Raw genomic sequence first — 15,129 nt, forward strand, 5'->3', positions numbered from 1 at the left:
CTCTTGCTCCGGGGGGTTTACGCCGTCACCTCGAAGCCACCGAGCGGATGGGTCTCGCCATTGACGAAAACGTCGATGCGATGACAGCCAGGGAAGTGGCGGCGTGTCGTCATCGGGACCAGGGACACCGTGGCCGAAAGCGCGGCTATCTCGCCCGGCTGCATGGTCAGGCTGCGCAGCTTGAAGACCTTCGGGCGGATGCCGCCGTTGGCCTTCACGAAATGCACGGCATAGTCGATCAGCAGGTGCTGCGGCTGTGATGCGGTGCTTTCGACTTCGAAGGACAGGTGTACGGTGCCGCCCAGGGCGGCGCGCTGCGGCGTGATGGTGATGCGGCCGATGCGCACCGAGGGATCCGCCGCCCCACCGAGGATGCGGATCGCGTCCCGGTCGCCGGCCTTGACCAGCGAGCGCAGCGCATGGCGCACGATCCAGGCGCGACCTGCGGGGACATCCTCCGCCCAACGGCGGCAGGTCTCGACGGTCAGGGCGGGATGGTCCTTGGCGATGTCGTTGAGGTTGTTCGCCACCGAACGGCGCACATAGGGCACCGGGTCGTCCTTCAGCAGTTCCAGCAATTCCAGCACCGGGCGCGGATCCTGCTGATAGCCCCGCAGGCGCGGCGCCCAGGGCAGGCGTGGGCGCGTGCCTTCCGAAGCAAGACGGCGCAGATGCGCATTCTCGTCAACCGCCCAGGCCAGCATCTGGGCATGGGTGCGCTCGGGGTATGTCTCCAGAAATGCGCGGATGCTGAATTCGGCGGTGAACCGCTTGGTCAGTTCGGCCTGCACCCGAATGGCCGCCTCGTAATCGTCGAGGCCGTATTTCCGGACGAAGGCCAGATGCGGCATGTAGCGTATCGCCGCGCGGCCGATCTCGCCGGTTGCCGGGATCTCCGGCCCCAGCGACGCCTCGATCACCGCCGCCGCTGTGGCGAAGGGCTGGGGCAGATGTTGGTGCAGCGCTTCGGCGATATGGGCGGCGCGGCCGGTCAGTTCCAGTTCGTGCAGGCCGTCCATAGAGCGCGCAACAAAGGCGGTGGCGTCGAACGGGGAATGAGCGCTTTGCAGCTCGGCGGCGATCCCGCGCAGCAGCGCCAGATTGAAGACGTCCTTGATGGCCGTGCTGCTCATGTCGCTTACGCCCCTCCGCGATGTGCCGCCTCACCTGTTCGCACAGGCGGGGCAGACCGTCAAAGATCCGCGGAGCGTGACGGACTGATGCCCGGCACGGCATATCTGGAGCGACGAGCGATCCGGTCACGCGGCCTTCAGGCAATCCAACACGAAATCAGCGCGTTCTTCGATTCCCGCCAGCGGCAGTTCGGTGATCTGGTAGCCCAGGTGAGTATAGGTTTCCGCCATGATCCTGCCCGTCGCCTCGGCCTCTTGTCGGTCCTGCTTGCGCTCAGTGTCCTGCGCAAAGATAGCGTCCCAATATGGCGCCGAGAAAACCCGTTTGTTGTAGGGATGAAGCTTTGCCGCCGCCTCGACATGCGCCGGAACGGGCAGACCGCAGAGCGTCAGGTAGCCGACGACATCGGGTATGCCGCGATCCATCAGGACAGGGCCGTCCATCGCCAGCGCCTCGCGCCACGAGCGCAGTTCCCAACCCAGCATGAGTTCGGCGAACAGCGCCCGGTCCGCCCAGGGCAGGGCCGATCCGCCGATCCTAACCTGATCCTGAATGATGGCCCGGCCGGCTTCGGGCATGGTGCGGAAGCCTCGCCGGGTCAGGGCGTCGATCAGGCTGCTCTTGCCAGAGCCGGGGCCGCCGGTCACGATGAACATATGGTCAGACATGGGCTATCCTCAAATAGGGGTTGCGCCTGGTCGAGCCGAACCCGTCGCCTCATGCCTGACGAAACAGTTCCTTGTGCATGCGGGGCTGGCAGCGCAGGTATTGCGGGGCGGCGGGCACCTGCGCGCCCAGATGCGCCGCCGCGTGCCAGGGCCAGCGCGGATCGTAGAGGATCCCGCGGGCCAGGGCGACCATGTCGGCATCGCCCGTCGCCACGATGGATTCCGCATGCTCGAAATCGGTGATCAGCCCCACCGCCACCACCGGCATCTCGACCGCCGCCTTGACCGCACGGGCCAGCGGCACCTGATAGCCGGGCGCCACGGGGATCTGCTGCCGCGGGTCCAACCCGCCGCTGGAGACATGGATCGCCGCGCAGCCCCGCGCCTGCAATTCCTGCGCGAAGGCGATGGTCTGGCCGACGTCCCAGCCGCCCTCCACCCAATCCGTGCCCGACACCCGGACCGAGACCGGGTAGTCGCTCGGCACGACGGCCTTCACCGCCTCGAAGACCTCCAGCGGGAAGCGCATCCGGTTCTCGAGGCTGCCGCCCCAGGCATCCTCGCGCCGGTTCGACAGCGGCGAAAGGAACTGATGCAGCAGGTAGCCATGCGCGGCATGGATCTGGATCGCGTCGAACCCCAGCCGCAGGCTGCGTCGGGCGACCTCGGCGAAGGCGTCGCGGATGCGGTCCATCCCGGCCCTGTCCAGCGCCTCGGGCGCGTTCTCGCCGGAGGCGAAGGGCAGCGCAGTCGGGCCGACAGTCTGCCAACCATTCGGATGCCCAGGCAGGATCTGCGCCCCGCTCAGCCAGGGCTTCTCGGTCGAGGCCTTGCGTCCGGCATGGGCCAGCTGGATCGCCACCGGAATGTCCGACCATCGCCGGATCGCCTGCAGGACCGGGACCATCGCCGCCTCGGTCGCCTCGTCCCACAGGCCGGTATCGGCGTGGGTGATGCGTCCTTCGGGGCTGACCGCCGTGGCTTCGATGGTCAGCAGTCCCGCGCCTGACAACGCAAGCTGGCCGAGATGGATCATGTGCCAGTCGGTCATCCGGCCTTCCTCGGCGGAGTACTGGCACATGGGCGCGATGACCACGCGGTTCGGCATCGAAAGGCTGCCGGAGGTGATCGGGGTGAAGAGCTTGCTCATGGTTCGGCTCCGTCAGAGTAGGATTGCGGTTTACGGGGCAAGCTAGGGGATCGGACACCGCAGCGGAAGTCCGGCAGGGAGGCAGGTTCGAGCCGTAGCGCAACATCGACACGCCGATGTTCTGGGCACCCGGCTGGACAATCCCGCGCCGCAGTGCTGCCCGTCGAGTTCACCCCTTGCGGCGAGGCTGGATTCTCCGAAGCTGCCGCAGACTAGCGCCGCGGCGAAATCCTGACCAGAATCGCCGCACTATAAGACGGAACCGGCCTTTGATGGCTGGTTTTGTGCCACCCCTTATCCGCGTCCGGTACCTGCCTGCTGTCATTTGGCGCGATGGTATCGTAATGGTGGCAAAACGATTCAGTTTGGATCATGCGCACTCATCTTGCCGCTCTTCTCGCTCTCATGGTCGCCGCCGGCTGCGCGGTCGGTTCCGGTGCCGTGGTCAAGGGCGTCGGGCCAGACGATCTGCTGAAGCTTCGCGAAGGCCCTGGTCTCGACCACAAGATCATCATCGGCCTGCCCGACGGAACGCGCCTCACCCGCCAGAACTGCGTCACGAACAACGGCAAGGTCTGGTGCAGGGTCTCGCTGACCGACAGACCTGCCATCTCGGGTTACGTTTCAGCGGACTATCTGGCACATCGCTGACAGCAACAGTCTCGGCCCATGGCCGCCGGTCGGGTGGAGGTCTCGACACAAGGTCGCATTCCCGAAAGCCGTCTTCGGGCACTGTGCGGCGGAACTGTCGTCGGTATGGCAGCGTTGCGGGACCTCGCGGTCGTTGGCTGCACCAACGACGACTTTCCAGCTTACAGAGCGTAGTAGACCGTCGGCTTCCAGGAGGCCGAGCTGACAAATAGGAAGTAACCGTTGGCGATCCTGCTCGATCAGGAGCGCCTGGTTGACGATCTCACCAGTCTGGTCACCTCGATCCGGCACATCCCCGATTCCATCTTGGAGCGTTCTGCGTTAGAAGGGGTTCGGACTAAACGATGCGATTTGTGGATACAGTAGCGACATGAACATGTACAGCGGAGCACAACTGTCTGCTTTGACGAGGCTGTTCTCCGCCACCGTTTTCCATGAGATGGCGAAGAGAGGCCGGTCCGGTTTGTTCCGTCGGCTGCTCCAGCAAACCGATCTGATCGGGCGCGCCGACCCGCGCGCGACTGTCGGTGACGCCTTCGACTCCGCGTTCGAGATTCTGAAGGTTGCGGGGCACCGCGATGAATACATCTATCGCGCGGCTATCAGCCAAAAAGTGCTGATGGGAACGCACTCGCTTCGAACGGCCTCAATGCTCAATGAGTTTCGTGCCGGCAGCTCCAAGGCAGATCTCGTCATTTTGAACGGCACTGCGACCGTCTATGAAATCAAGTCGGAGCGGGACTCACTTACGCGGCTCACCAGTCAAATCGAGGATTATAAGCGCGTTTTCGCCAAGGTGAATGTGATCGCGAGCGAAGGTCATATCGAGAGTGTACTTGCAACGGTCTCCGACGATATCGGAGTGATGTGCCTTTCCAAACGCTATCGGATCACGACGTTACGCGAGGCGGTCGACTGCCCGGCGCGCATCTGCCCGGTGACCGTCTTCGAGTCGCTGCGCGTGGCCGAGGCTGTCACGATCCTACAGGCAATGGGCGTGACGGTGCCGAAGGTTCCCAATACTCAGCGGCACGCTGCGATGCGCGACCTCTTCGCCACGCTCGACCCTGTTGCGTTACATGTCGAGATGGTACGGACTCTCAAGCGGACACGCGATCTTGCGCCGCTCGGAGAGCTCGTCGAGCGTCTACCGAAGTCCCTGCAAGCTGCTGCGCTGTCGGTAACGGTGCGTCGTGCTGACCATTCGCGGTTAGTCGACGCTATCGAGACCCCGCTGAACGCGGCCATGGCCTGGAGCTGAACAACGAATGTACCACCCTTACTTCCGCGGAAAGCAGTTCGAGCTCATCACAATCCGCGAGATGGCGGCATTACTCGCCGAGAAGAACTTTATACCTGTGATCGAGCCGGTACGCGAAGCACTTAGCGGGCTCAAGAAGACCTTGAGTGCTGTATGCGCCGCCGGCGGGCGGGCGATTGTGATCGTGAATCCCTATCATGGTGACCATCAGGAAGACGGAACGAGTATCACAGATCTCCTCAAAGAGGGCTATATTGGCGTCGACAACATAGCCGCTGGCATCCTGCTGCGTAGCGACATGACGGTTGAAGAAGTTATGGCCAGCTACAACCATCATGCTGATCATCATCCCGTGCTGGTCCACGCGGGCTTCACGGCTCCTAAGGCGCTGGCGTCCGAGTTGGAAGTCGCAATGCCAGGCCTCACTAACGTCTTCGTCGAAGACCATGCAAAGCTGCTCTACCGGAAGCATTTCGATAAAAGCACGCGCATCCTTGTGCGCGACGGTTTCAAGCGGCAGCGCAATGCCGACTATCCCGAGATGGAAGAGTTCTCCGATCTCCATGTTACCTATGGTGATCTTGGCATGGCGGGCTTTGGCGATTTTCTAATGGTCGGCGATGCCTACAGCGAGGGTGGTGGCCCGGCCTATGCTGTCGCGATCCACCTGACCTTCATCGATCCTGATAAAGACGATGTTATGTATATTTATCACTTTGTCTCGGATACGAAGGACACCCCGACCGATCCCGCCGGCAAGTTCGCTCAGGCATTGGCAAAGCTGATCGAAAAACTGAACAGTGGCACCTCTCATATTCTTGAGACCGAAGCGATTCAGGAGTTCCGCGATCTCCATGCTAAAGGCCATTTTCCGGGCCTTGGCTACGTCAAAAAGCTCTCGATGAAGCATCACATCGAGACGCTTGCCGACTATCTTGGCTGATTTCCATGGCAAAGCGCTTCTGCTGCCCCGAATGCTTCGACGATCACAGCCTTCGCGATCAACTTTTCCCGTCGCTCGATCCTACCCAGGGGACATGCGACTTCTGCGGGACAGCTGATACTCAGCTTGTTGAGCCTAGTAGGCTTGCCAATTATTTCGAGCTGCTAGTGAATGTGTACGAGCCGAGTGATGACGGGAAGTCACTGGTCGAGTGGATGAAGGACGACTGGCAACTATTCAGCCATCAGCGCATGGACATTGCTCACGCTAAGGAACTGCTCGGCGAGATTCTCAATGACGGTGAGATCGTCCGAGGTGACTTTGCACCATCGGCAAGCTATATCAGCGAAGGCCTTGCACAGTGGGGCAAGCTGCGCGACGAGATGATGTACGCCAATCGCTGGTTTCTTGATGTTGCCATCGACCTAGATCGTCTACGCCAGCTGCTTGACATGTTGCTGGCGCCGCAGTTGCCTCGGCAATGGTATCGCGCGCGCATCCGCACCGATGGTGACCCCTTCACCATCGAAAAGATGGGCGCACCGCCGAAGCGACGCTCGTCACATGGTCGGGCTAATCCGGCGGGCATCCCCTATCTCTATCTTGGCTCTCTTCCCGATACCGCTGTCTCAGAGATTAGGCCTCATACCGGCGAAGTCGCTTGTGTGGCTGATTTTACAATCCCCGAGATTAGGGCAGTGGACTTGCGCAACCCACGAAAGCTCGTCTCACCTTTCATCCTGACCGACGCGAGTGAGATCGGCCAGTTGCGCGCCGACTTACCTTTCCTCGAACGCCTCGGCGAGGAATTGACGCGACCCGTCCAGCCGACGGGGGCAGCAATCGACTATATTCCGAGCCAGTATCTATGTGAATTCATTAAAAAGAGCGGTTTCGATGGCGTTGTCTATCGTAGCTCAGTCAGTGACGGCATCAATCTTGCTTTGTTCAATCCCAGGCATGCGGTCGGCGGTGGTGTGGAACTCTACAGCGTGACCAAGGTGTCGGTTGAGGTGACCGCCACCTAAGATCAGCGCATTTTTAAAACTGCAGCTCTCGCGAACCGCAGTATTTCCGACGCTCCCGTCCCGCCGCCTCTAAATCATCTGGTCGGCGTAGAAGGCCGCTGGCCTGAGGCAGCAGGATGTGGCCGGCCGGATCGATCACTCCCAATCGTTCGTCGTCAACATGGAAGGCTGCGAGAAGCGCCTTGACGTAGCGAGTTCCTACACCTGTATCGGGTGATTGAGCCGAACCGGACTCGTACCTCGAAAACATCTGACCCGGATCGGGCTTCGCCATAATGCTCGGAGTCTAACACCTTGATCTGGCTAAGCCGGAACGCCGCCGAACATGTGACCACATATCACATCCGTGAGTGAGCAAAAATAGCCGACGGCACTACTATAATCCATCAAAATATTCAGCACCGAGCCAGATTTCCCGCTTGGATCGGCATCCCGCTTCCATCATCATCGCACCAAGGTCTCCGCGGTCGGCAATCTCGCTCGACCGATACGTTATTTGTGGGTTCATCATGAAGTTCACCTTGCCTCAAAATCATGGGCTTGCTTCGAGCGTGCTCGGTAACGAGCTCCTACTTCCTAGTGAAAATGGGCAGCCGTCCCTGACAGATGCCCAATACGATGCACTCGCGGCCGGGGTTGCACGAGGTGAAGATGTCCTAGTCAGCGCTCCAACGTCCACCGGGAAGACCTTGATTGGATGGTGGGGTGTCACCTCGGCGTTAGCTGCGGGTAGTCGGGTGGTCTACTTGGTGTCATTCCGAGCGCTAGCGCATCAGAAGTTTGAGGAGGCCCAGCGTCTATTTCTTGATACCTATTTACAGGGTGATCGATCCTCTATTGTCTGCGCAACGGGCGATAGTGTCGAGGATGCATCTGGCAGGAAAACAAGCTCTCCCCTCTCTGCTAGTATTGTTGTAGCCACCTACGAGAAATTTTTGGGGCTTCTATCCACAGGCGGGCCGCCACGCGACCTCACTGATACTACATTTATTTGTGATGAAATTCAGCTTATTGGCGAGAAGAATAGAGGGCAAAACGTTGAACTTCTCCTTACGCTGATAAAGAAATCAGGATGGAGACAGTTTATTGGCCTTTCAGCCGTCTTGTCTGATGGTGACGCCACATCTCTATCTGATTGGCTTGAACTGAGGCTAGTGAGGAACCCCAATAGAGAGAAGAAACTCACGATTGAATGCCGATCTCCTGAGCGACTGATTACCGTTTCCTCTTCACCTTCTCGCGATCCGGTTTGGGATGAAAATAGGCCAAGAACGACAGTAGCTCTCTCTACTCACGAAGTACTCCGTGAACTAGTTTCAAATGCTAATCATCGGCCGGTCATCGTCTTCTGCATGAAGGTTGACGATACTTTTGACCTAGCAAGCGCTACGGCTGCTGTAAGCTCAACCACGAAGGTTGTCGCGACTCCCTCTGGTGTCGACATTGATAACCGCCTTTTGGAGTTTCTTCGCAAAGGCATCGCATACCATAATGCCGAACTAAGTGAAGAGGAGCGGCTTTTTGTCGAGGCCCAGTTAGCCAGTGGAGGAGTTGATGTTGTATTTGCGACCAGCACGTTGGCGGCAGGAGTAAACTTCCCTCTCGGAAGCGCAGTGTTCTCCTCCTGGAAGAGATGGAATTTTGATCGAGGCCGCCGAGAAGCTATTAGTCGAGCCGAATTTCAGAATATGGCTGGTCGCGTCGGAAGGATGGGGCAAGCAAGCGATGAAGGAAAGGTAGTACTCTGTGCAGCTGGAAGCTCTGAGCTTCAAGAGGCTCGGCGACTTATGGATATGTCAAACCAAGATGAGCTTGGTAGCGGCATCACTCCCGATGACTTCGGTCCACTCGTACTTCAAATTTTGGCTGGAAAACTTTGCGCATCTAGGGACGAAGCTTTTGCACTGCTCACGTCAACTCTGAGCGCATCGAGAGAGTTTAACCGCAATAGGGCTGGCTTGACACATTGGAGACCAAAGCTTGATGTGCATGTCGACAGACTAATTGGCTTGGGATGTTTGATAGAGGCTGGAACCTTGCTCACTGTCACTGCGCTTGGAGAGGCAGTGGCAAGGAGTGGCCTCAAGCCAGAAACGGCAATCTACTTCATCGACAATAGCGCTAGGCTCGGCGCCCAGCTGAGGAATCTTCTTCCTGCTGCTTCAGGCGTAGGTAGTGAGGATGATCTTGTCTTTGTTCTTGCGCAAGCGGCGTTGGCATCCCCTGAATATTCCAACTCCAGTGGTCGAGCTTCACGTATTGTAAGCTGGCGGATTACTCAGCCCAATCTTGTTAGCAACCCGTATGCCAGACGCTTGGATGGGATGTTGTTCTCTCGTCCATGGATGGGCGATGTAGGGGCTGCAAATGGGGCGCTTCTATTGGCAGACTGGGCCGCAGGAGAGGCAAGACGAGCAGTAGAGGCGCGCGTTGGTGGCGTTCGGCTAGGAACGGTGCAAGCAATCGCTCGTGATGTGGCTTGGATCTTGACAGGTGTTGCAGAAATCTTGAGTGCAGTAACCTCCCCGACGCTCGCTGATGAGAGTAAGCCTGCAGTATTGCGTTCGCAAGAGACAAGCCAACTTGTGCGCCAGATAATTCGCCCAATCAGGCGGCAGGCGGCGCGTATCAATCTTGGGCTACCTGGCGACATTTTATGGGCTAGCTCTCTGGATTTACAGGATCGTCCCCGGAGGTTGTCACGGCCTCACTTACTTGCTCTACGCACTAAAGGCCTAGTGAAAGCGATTGACATAATGGATGGCGCCCCTCCGGCTGATACTGCCCGGCGTGAGGCGCTTGATGCGACTACTAATCCACGGCTAGCAAACCTAGTCCGTGATGCTGCAAGGCGTTGGAAGCAGGATGATCGTGAATACTGTCGACGCATTCATTTAAGGCGTGCTTCAGTCCTCGGCGGAAGTGAAGTAATCGAAGCCTTATACAGTGCCCGTGGGAATGATTTTGAAAAGGCTTTCTCAGCACTTCTTGACTATCTTGCCATTCCGTATCAGCTGCTCGATGGTCCTGGCAAGGTAGGCTATCCCGACTTTCTAGTTAGCATCGAGAGCTTTCCAGGTATTGTTGTGGAATTGAAATCCAAGGCTCGAGATGATGATTTTGTTGCATTCAACGCGGCTACAGAGGTGCTCTCGGCGTCGGAACTAATAGGCTATCGGAACAACCCATGCCTAACGGTATGTAATCCGGCTGTTGAGCCAAGCGTGCCGAGATTGATAGAGGCTTGTGGTCGCCTGTCTGTTGTGGAGGTTTGCGATCTAGCAGAGGCTGCCGTCCGCATGAGGGAGGGAGTTCTTAGTCGTGGCGATTTTTATAACTGGTTGAGCACACCTGGAATCGCATTGAGGGAGGACTTGCCACATCCACACTAGTTTATTTTCCCAGCTGTGGGAGTGGGCATAGTTTTGGAGTGCGCTGGGTCTAGATCGCATCTGAAACTCAGAAGACGGTCGAAAGAGGCAAGATAATAAGGCCCTAAGCATTTTGGCAGCGTAATCGATAATAAAAGCCACCGAGATAGACTATTTTTTCTCGATCTGTCTTAGGCAGGCTTGTTGTACTGCACCCCGTTCGCAAGGCTGCCGCCACCATGCCGTTGTTGTCAGGCGGCTCTCCCACCTCCTGTGACGTAAGCGCCAATTATCACCCGAATGCCCGCTCTCCGCCCGACATGTCGACGCCTCCCCTCATCCATCTACCTGCGGCGTGAGGGTCCTGCGGATCTCCTGCCCATCCCGGCCCGGGGGCGATCCGAACAGGCGGCGATACTCCCGGCTGAACTGCGACGGGCTCTCATAGCCGATGGCGTAGCCGATCCGGGCGACATCGGCATTGTCGAAGAGCAGCAGGCGGCGCGCCTCCTGCAGCCGAAGCTGCTTCTGGTACTGCACCGGCGACATCGCCGTGACCGCCTTGAAGTGGCGGTGGAAGGTTGCAGGACTCATCCCGGCGACCTCGGCAAGATGGCGTATGTTCAACTGGTCCGCGAAGCCCTCGCGGATGCAGGCGATGGCCCGGCCGATCCGCGCCATGCGGCTGCCCGCCAGGCCGATCTGGCGCAGCGCCGGCCCCATCGGCCCGTTCAGCAGAAGCCAGGTGATCTCCCGCCGGACCAGCGGCGCGAGGATCAGAATGTCGCGCGGTCGGTCGCACAGGGCCAGCAACCGGCAGAGCGGATCGGCAAGCTCCGGCCCAAAAGCATGCACCGCCAGCGCCGCACCGGCGGGGGCGTCGTCGGTGCCATCCCGTTCCAGCAGCAGATCGGATATCGTCGCGGGATCCAGGGCCAGGCTGAAGGCCAGGTAGGGCCGCTCCGGCGTCGCGCGGGTGATCTCGGCCCGGATCGGCACCTCCATCGACGCGATCAGGCATTTCCCGGCATCATAGCGATAGGCGCGCTCGCCGAGCATGCTGGTCTTCGCGCCCTGTACCACGACGCAGAGCGACGGGCGATAGACGGCATGGATCGGCCCGGTCGGCGCCGTGACCGAGGTCAGGAACAGCCCCTCGATCGGGGTTTCCCGGCCATGCGCCTGCCACTGGCGGGCGATCAGGTCCTTGAGCGGGGCGAGATGATCGTTTTCCATGGCTCGCAATCTAGGATCTATGCGCGTGGTTCGCAGCCCGGAATCGGCGCGCATGAGAGGATCGTGCAAGGATTTGCGAGGATCGGCGTCGCAGCCCTGGGCACAGTAGCCCTATCTTTGCCCCGACCCGGCGGCATCCCGCCCCCGGCGTCTCCGACATGAAGGAATATTCCATGCGCTACCGCACTCTCGGCCCCAGCGGCCTTCTGGTTTCCGAACTCTGCCTCGGCACCATGACCTTCGGCGGCTCGGACGGCATGTGGGGCCAGATCGGCCAGCTGCGCCAGGACGAGGCCGACAGGCTGGTCAAGGCGGCCTATGACGCCGGCATCAATTTCATCGACACCGCCAATGTCTATGCCGGCGGCGAGAGCGAGCGGATCCTCGGCCAGGCCATCCACAACCTCGGCATTCCGCGCGACGAGGTGGTGGTTGCGACCAAGGTGCTGGGGCCGATGGGCGAAGGCCCGAACGCCCGCGGCGCCTCGCGCGCGCATATCCTGGCGCAGGCAAAGGCCAGCCTGCAGCGGCTGCAGATGGACCACATCGACCTCTACCAGATCCACGGCTTCGATCCGCTGACGCCGATTGTCGAGACGCTGGAAGCGCTCGATACGCTCGTGCGGCAGGGCCATGTGCGTTATATCGGGTTGTCGAACTGGGCCGCCTGGCAGATCGTCAAGGCGGTCGGCATCACCGAGGCGCGCAAGCTGGCGCCGATCCTGTCCCTGCAAGCCTATTACACGCTGGTCGGCCGCGACCTGGAACGCGAGATCGTGCCGATGCTGCGTTCCGAGGGCATCGGGCTGATGGTCTGGAGCCCGCTGGCGGGCGGGTTCCTGTCGGGCAAATACAGCGGCGGCAACACGGCGAACGACGGCCGCCGCGCGGGTTTCGACTTCCCGCCGGTCGACCTGGCGCGCGGCGATGCCGCCATCGCCGTGATGCGCGGGATCGCATCGGCCAAGACCTGCACGGTGGCGCAGGTGGCACTGGCCTGGCTTCTGCATCAGCCGGTGGTGACCAGCGTGATCGTCGGGGCGAAGCGGATCGACCAGTTGCAGGACAATATCCGCTCGACCGAGGTGGCGCTGACGGCCGAGGATCTGGCCGCGCTCGACAGGGTGACGAAGCTGCCCGCCGAATACCCGGGCTGGATGCTGGAACGCCAGTCGCAGTATCGCGCGCCGTTCGCCTCCCAGAAGGGCTGACATTCCTGCGTCATCCCGCCCGTATCTATGGGCGGGGTGCCGACGCTGGTTCCGGGCGTGGAACTTGGCTTTGCTGCACGCGGGCGGGCGGCCAGCCGACTTCGGAAAGATTGAGCTTTTGCAAGCTCCTGCAGCTGCCTTGCAGAGATTCCCACACGTGGCTTGCCGAACTCTACTAGGGTCCCACCCTCCCGCGACCTTTCATCCGAGCTGCGGAACCCCGCCGACGGTGTGACCTGCGACGATATATCCCGCGACTTTTTTGTACTTTTACGCCACTCTGCGAAGGTGCCGCCGCGCAGCGCCCTAAGCGGTAAGCGCGGCAGCGCCGGTTTACGCTGTGCTGCGCCGAGGCCTGATGCGATGCGTCCGAACCTGCCTGTGATTCTGCCTAGTCCTGCGTCACGCTTGTGCCTGCGCGGATCCTGCCGCGCGAGGATCGGAACGGGACGATGGCGCGGCAGAGGCAGACAGTGGCGGAACGGCTGCGGGTGGTCCCAGAACCCGTCCGGGAGTCCGCCGCTCCCCTGCCCTCCTCCGACCCGCGCCTTGTCGAACTGGTCCGCCTGCTGGCCCGGCGGGCGGCACGGGATTTCATCGAGGCCGAGAAGCGCGAGAGCGGCAGGAACCACCCCGACTGACCAGGAGGTCCGCATATGAAGGTTGCCATCTACGCCCGCTATTCCTCGGACCTGCAGCGCGAAGCGTCGATCGCCGACCAGTTCCGCATGTGCCGGCTGCGGGCGGAGAAGGAAGGCTGGCAGGTGGTCGAGGAATATTCCGATCACTCCATCTCGGGCTCCAGCATGATCCAGCGTCCCGGCCTCCAGGCGCTGGTCATGGATTCCGCGCGCGGCCGTTTCGACCTGGTGCTGGCCGAGGCACTGGACCGGGTCAGCCGCGACCAGGAGGACATCGCCGGCATCTACAAGCGCATGCGCTATGCCGACGTGAAGATGTTCACCCTGTCCGAGGGCGAGATCAGCGAGCTGCATGTCGGCCTCAAGGGCACGATGAACGCGCTGTTCATCAAGGACCTGGCCGACAAGACCCGCCGGGGGTTGCGCGGCCGGGTCGAGGACGGCAAATCCGGCGGCGGCAATGCCTACGGCTACGACGTGGTGAAGAAGTTAGACGCCCACGGCGAACCGATCCGGGGGGACCGCACGATCAACGAGGCTCAGGCCGCCGTGATCCGCCGCATCTTCGCCGACTATAACGCCGGCCTCTCCTCGCGCGCCATCGCCATGGCGCTGAACCGCGAGGGCGTACTCGGTCCCCAAGGCCGGGAATGGGGGCCGTCGACGATTCATGGCAATCGCGAACGCGGCACCGGCATCCTCAACAACGAACTCTATGTCGGCCGGCTGGTCTGGAACCGGCTGCGCTACGTCAAGGATCCCGATACCGGCCGGCGGGTGTCGCGGCTGAATCCGGAAAGCGAATGGGTGGTGCAAGAGGTGCCGGATCTGCGCATCGTCGATCAAGCGCTCTGGGACGCGGTGAAGGCGCGGCAGGGCGAACTCGCCTTCTCGACCCGCAGCCGGCAGGCAGGCAATCCGCTGAACGACCGCCGCCGCCCGAAGCACCTTTTCGCCGGCCTGGTCAAATGCGGCTGCTGCTGCGGCGGCTATTCGATGATCTCGAAGGATCTCCTGGGCTGCTCGACGGCGCGCAACAAGGGCACCTGCGACAATCGCGTCAACATCCGCCGCGACGCGCTCGAGGCCTCGGTCCTGAACGGCTTGCGCAAGCACCTGATGGAGCCGGAGCTGTTCCGGGAGTTCTGCGCCGAGTTCACCAGGGAGGTGAACCGGCTGCGCATGGAGCGCGGCGCCGATCTCGAGGTCGCACGCCGGGGCCTGGATCGCACGACCCGCGAACTCGACAAGGCCATCGACGCCATCCTGCAGGGCGTCCCGCCGCTGACGCTCAAGGACAAGATCACACAACTGGAAGCCCGCAAGGCAGAGCTGACGGAGAAGCTGGCCAATGCGAACGAGCCGCCACCCCTGCTGCACCCGAACATGGCGGCGCTCTATGCCCAACGCATCGCCGAGCTTTCCAAGAACCTGCGGCACGAGGACAGCCGCGCGCAGGCGGCGGAAATCCTGCGCGCGCTGGTCGACCAGGTGACGCTGGTGCCGGAGGGTGGCGAACTGGCCATCGTGCTGCGCGGCGACCTCGGCGCCATCCTGCGCTTCGCGGCCGGCAAGAAGGATCCGGATTTCCTGTCGGAAGCCGAGGCGCTGGACAATCTGCTGGCGCAATCGGGCGGCTCGCGGAAGCCGGGGCGTAGAAACGCAAAAACCTCCGCGCTTAATGCTACGGAGGTTTCGCAATTATCGTTGGTTGCGGGGGCAGGATTTGAACCTGCGACCTTCAGGTTATGAGCCTGACGAGCTACCGGGCTGCTCTACCCCGCGCCATTTGCATCGCGTGGTTTGCGGTGCTTTTTCGTTCCGAGAGATTTTCG

The 15,129-nt window shown here is 61.0% G+C and carries 13 protein-coding genes and 1 tRNA gene; 8 read left to right on the forward strand and 6 right to left on the reverse strand.

The features are described 5' to 3' along the window. Positions 1-17: 17 nt before the first annotated feature. From IT40_RS19860 to IT40_RS19870, 3 genes are all read right to left on the reverse strand, one after another. Positions 18-1,133 (reverse strand): DNA alkylation repair protein, encoded by a 1,116-nt coding sequence (locus tag IT40_RS19860; protein ID WP_036758938.1) that lies wholly within the window; start codon positions 1,131-1,133, stop codon positions 18-20. 126 nt (positions 1,134-1,259) lie between these two features. Continuing rightward, positions 1,260-1,802: an AAA family ATPase gene (locus tag IT40_RS19865; RefSeq protein WP_036758941.1), complete on the reverse strand. Its 543-nt coding sequence runs from the start codon at positions 1,800-1,802 to the stop codon at positions 1,260-1,262. A gap of 49 nt (positions 1,803-1,851) precedes the next feature. Further along, positions 1,852-2,952 (reverse strand): NADH:flavin oxidoreductase/NADH oxidase, encoded by a 1,101-nt coding sequence (locus IT40_RS19870; protein ID WP_036758944.1) that lies wholly within the window; start codon positions 2,950-2,952, stop codon positions 1,852-1,854. Between the two features lie 372 nt (positions 2,953-3,324). Between IT40_RS19870 and IT40_RS19875 the strand changes: the two genes are divergently transcribed. From IT40_RS19875 to IT40_RS19890, 4 genes are all read left to right on the forward strand, one after another. Further along, a complete protein-coding gene (locus IT40_RS19875) occupies positions 3,325-3,603 on the forward strand; it encodes an SH3 domain-containing protein (RefSeq protein WP_036758951.1) in 279 nt (92 codons plus the stop codon). A 370-nt stretch (positions 3,604-3,973) separates the two neighbouring features. Further along, entirely contained in the window at positions 3,974-4,864 is an 891-nt protein-coding gene (locus IT40_RS19880) for a sce7726 family protein (protein WP_036758953.1), read from the forward strand. 7 nt (positions 4,865-4,871) lie between these two features. Continuing rightward, positions 4,872-5,807, forward strand: a complete 936-nt coding sequence (locus IT40_RS19885; protein ID WP_036758956.1) for a sce7725 family protein — start codon at positions 4,872-4,874, stop codon at positions 5,805-5,807. Between the two features lie 5 nt (positions 5,808-5,812). Next, positions 5,813-6,835 carry an RES family NAD+ phosphorylase gene (locus IT40_RS19890; RefSeq protein ID WP_036758959.1) on the forward strand — a complete coding sequence of 341 codons (1,023 nt, stop codon included), beginning with the start codon at positions 5,813-5,815 and terminating at the stop codon, positions 6,833-6,835. A 376-nt stretch (positions 6,836-7,211) separates the two neighbouring features. On the opposite strand, the gene IT40_RS30565 is transcribed toward IT40_RS19890, so the two are convergent. After that, positions 7,212-7,346: a hypothetical protein gene (locus IT40_RS30565; RefSeq protein WP_275600380.1), complete on the reverse strand. Its 135-nt coding sequence runs from the start codon at positions 7,344-7,346 to the stop codon at positions 7,212-7,214. Here IT40_RS30565 and IT40_RS27880 point away from each other — a divergent pair. After that, entirely contained in the window at positions 7,345-10,227 is a 2,883-nt protein-coding gene (locus IT40_RS27880; protein ID WP_084197311.1) for a DEAD/DEAH box helicase, read from the forward strand. The genes IT40_RS30565 and IT40_RS27880 overlap by 2 nt on opposite strands. Before the next feature lie 315 nt (positions 10,228-10,542). Here the strand turns inward: IT40_RS27880 and IT40_RS19895 are convergent, their stop codons facing one another. After that, positions 10,543-11,442: an AraC family transcriptional regulator gene (locus IT40_RS19895; RefSeq protein WP_036758964.1), complete on the reverse strand. Its 900-nt coding sequence runs from the start codon at positions 11,440-11,442 to the stop codon at positions 10,543-10,545. 173 nt (positions 11,443-11,615) lie between these two features. Between IT40_RS19895 and IT40_RS19900 the strand changes: the two genes are divergently transcribed. The 3 genes from IT40_RS19900 (at position 11,616) to IT40_RS27885 (ending at position 15,046) form a co-directional block, all read left to right on the forward strand. After that, the gene (locus IT40_RS19900) at positions 11,616-12,653 is read left to right on the forward strand and encodes an aldo/keto reductase (RefSeq protein WP_036758980.1); all 1,038 of its coding nucleotides are present in this window, start codon (positions 11,616-11,618) and stop codon (positions 12,651-12,653) included. 491 nt (positions 12,654-13,144) lie between these two features. Then, positions 13,145-13,294 (forward strand): hypothetical protein, encoded by a 150-nt coding sequence (locus IT40_RS19905; RefSeq protein ID WP_208021342.1) that lies wholly within the window; start codon positions 13,145-13,147, stop codon positions 13,292-13,294. Positions 13,295-13,309: 15 nt separating this feature from the next. After that, positions 13,310-15,046, forward strand: coding sequence for a recombinase family protein (locus IT40_RS27885; protein ID WP_084197313.1), 1,737 nt, complete (start codon positions 13,310-13,312; stop codon positions 15,044-15,046). On the opposite strand, the gene IT40_RS19915 is transcribed toward IT40_RS27885, so the two are convergent. Continuing rightward, a tRNA-Met gene (locus IT40_RS19915) sits at positions 15,003-15,079 on the reverse strand. The genes IT40_RS27885 and IT40_RS19915 overlap by 44 nt on opposite strands. Between the last annotated feature and the right edge of the window lie 50 nt (positions 15,080-15,129).

The organism is Paracoccus versutus, assembly GCF_000763885.1.
Taxonomy (GTDB): domain Bacteria; phylum Pseudomonadota; class Alphaproteobacteria; order Rhodobacterales; family Rhodobacteraceae; genus Paracoccus; species Paracoccus versutus.

Bases quoted from the DNA above. Each gene is read 5' to 3' on its own strand.
- IT40_RS19860 (WP_036758938.1), bottom strand. From the start codon at position 1,133: ATGAGCAGCACGGCCATCAAGGACGTCTTCAATCTGGCGCTGCTGCGC.
- IT40_RS19865 (WP_036758941.1), bottom strand. From the start codon at position 1,802: ATGTCTGACCATATGTTCATCGTGACCGGCGGCCCCGGCTCTGGCAAG.
- IT40_RS19870 (WP_036758944.1), bottom strand. From the start codon at position 2,952: ATGAGCAAGCTCTTCACCCCGATCACCTCCGGCAGCCTTTCGATGCCG.
- IT40_RS19875 (WP_036758951.1), top strand. From the start codon at position 3,325: ATGCGCACTCATCTTGCCGCTCTTCTCGCTCTCATGGTCGCCGCCGGC.
- IT40_RS19880 (WP_036758953.1), top strand. From the start codon at position 3,974: ATGAACATGTACAGCGGAGCACAACTGTCTGCTTTGACGAGGCTGTTC.
- IT40_RS19885 (WP_036758956.1), top strand. From the start codon at position 4,872: ATGTACCACCCTTACTTCCGCGGAAAGCAGTTCGAGCTCATCACAATC.
- IT40_RS19890 (WP_036758959.1), top strand. From the start codon at position 5,813: ATGGCAAAGCGCTTCTGCTGCCCCGAATGCTTCGACGATCACAGCCTT.
- IT40_RS27880 (WP_084197311.1), top strand. From the start codon at position 7,345: ATGAAGTTCACCTTGCCTCAAAATCATGGGCTTGCTTCGAGCGTGCTC.
- IT40_RS30565 (WP_275600380.1), bottom strand. From the start codon at position 7,346: ATGATGAACCCACAAATAACGTATCGGTCGAGCGAGATTGCCGACCGC.
- IT40_RS19895 (WP_036758964.1), bottom strand. From the start codon at position 11,442: ATGGAAAACGATCATCTCGCCCCGCTCAAGGACCTGATCGCCCGCCAG.
- IT40_RS19900 (WP_036758980.1), top strand. From the start codon at position 11,616: ATGCGCTACCGCACTCTCGGCCCCAGCGGCCTTCTGGTTTCCGAACTC.
- IT40_RS27885 (WP_084197313.1), top strand. From the start codon at position 13,310: ATGAAGGTTGCCATCTACGCCCGCTATTCCTCGGACCTGCAGCGCGAA.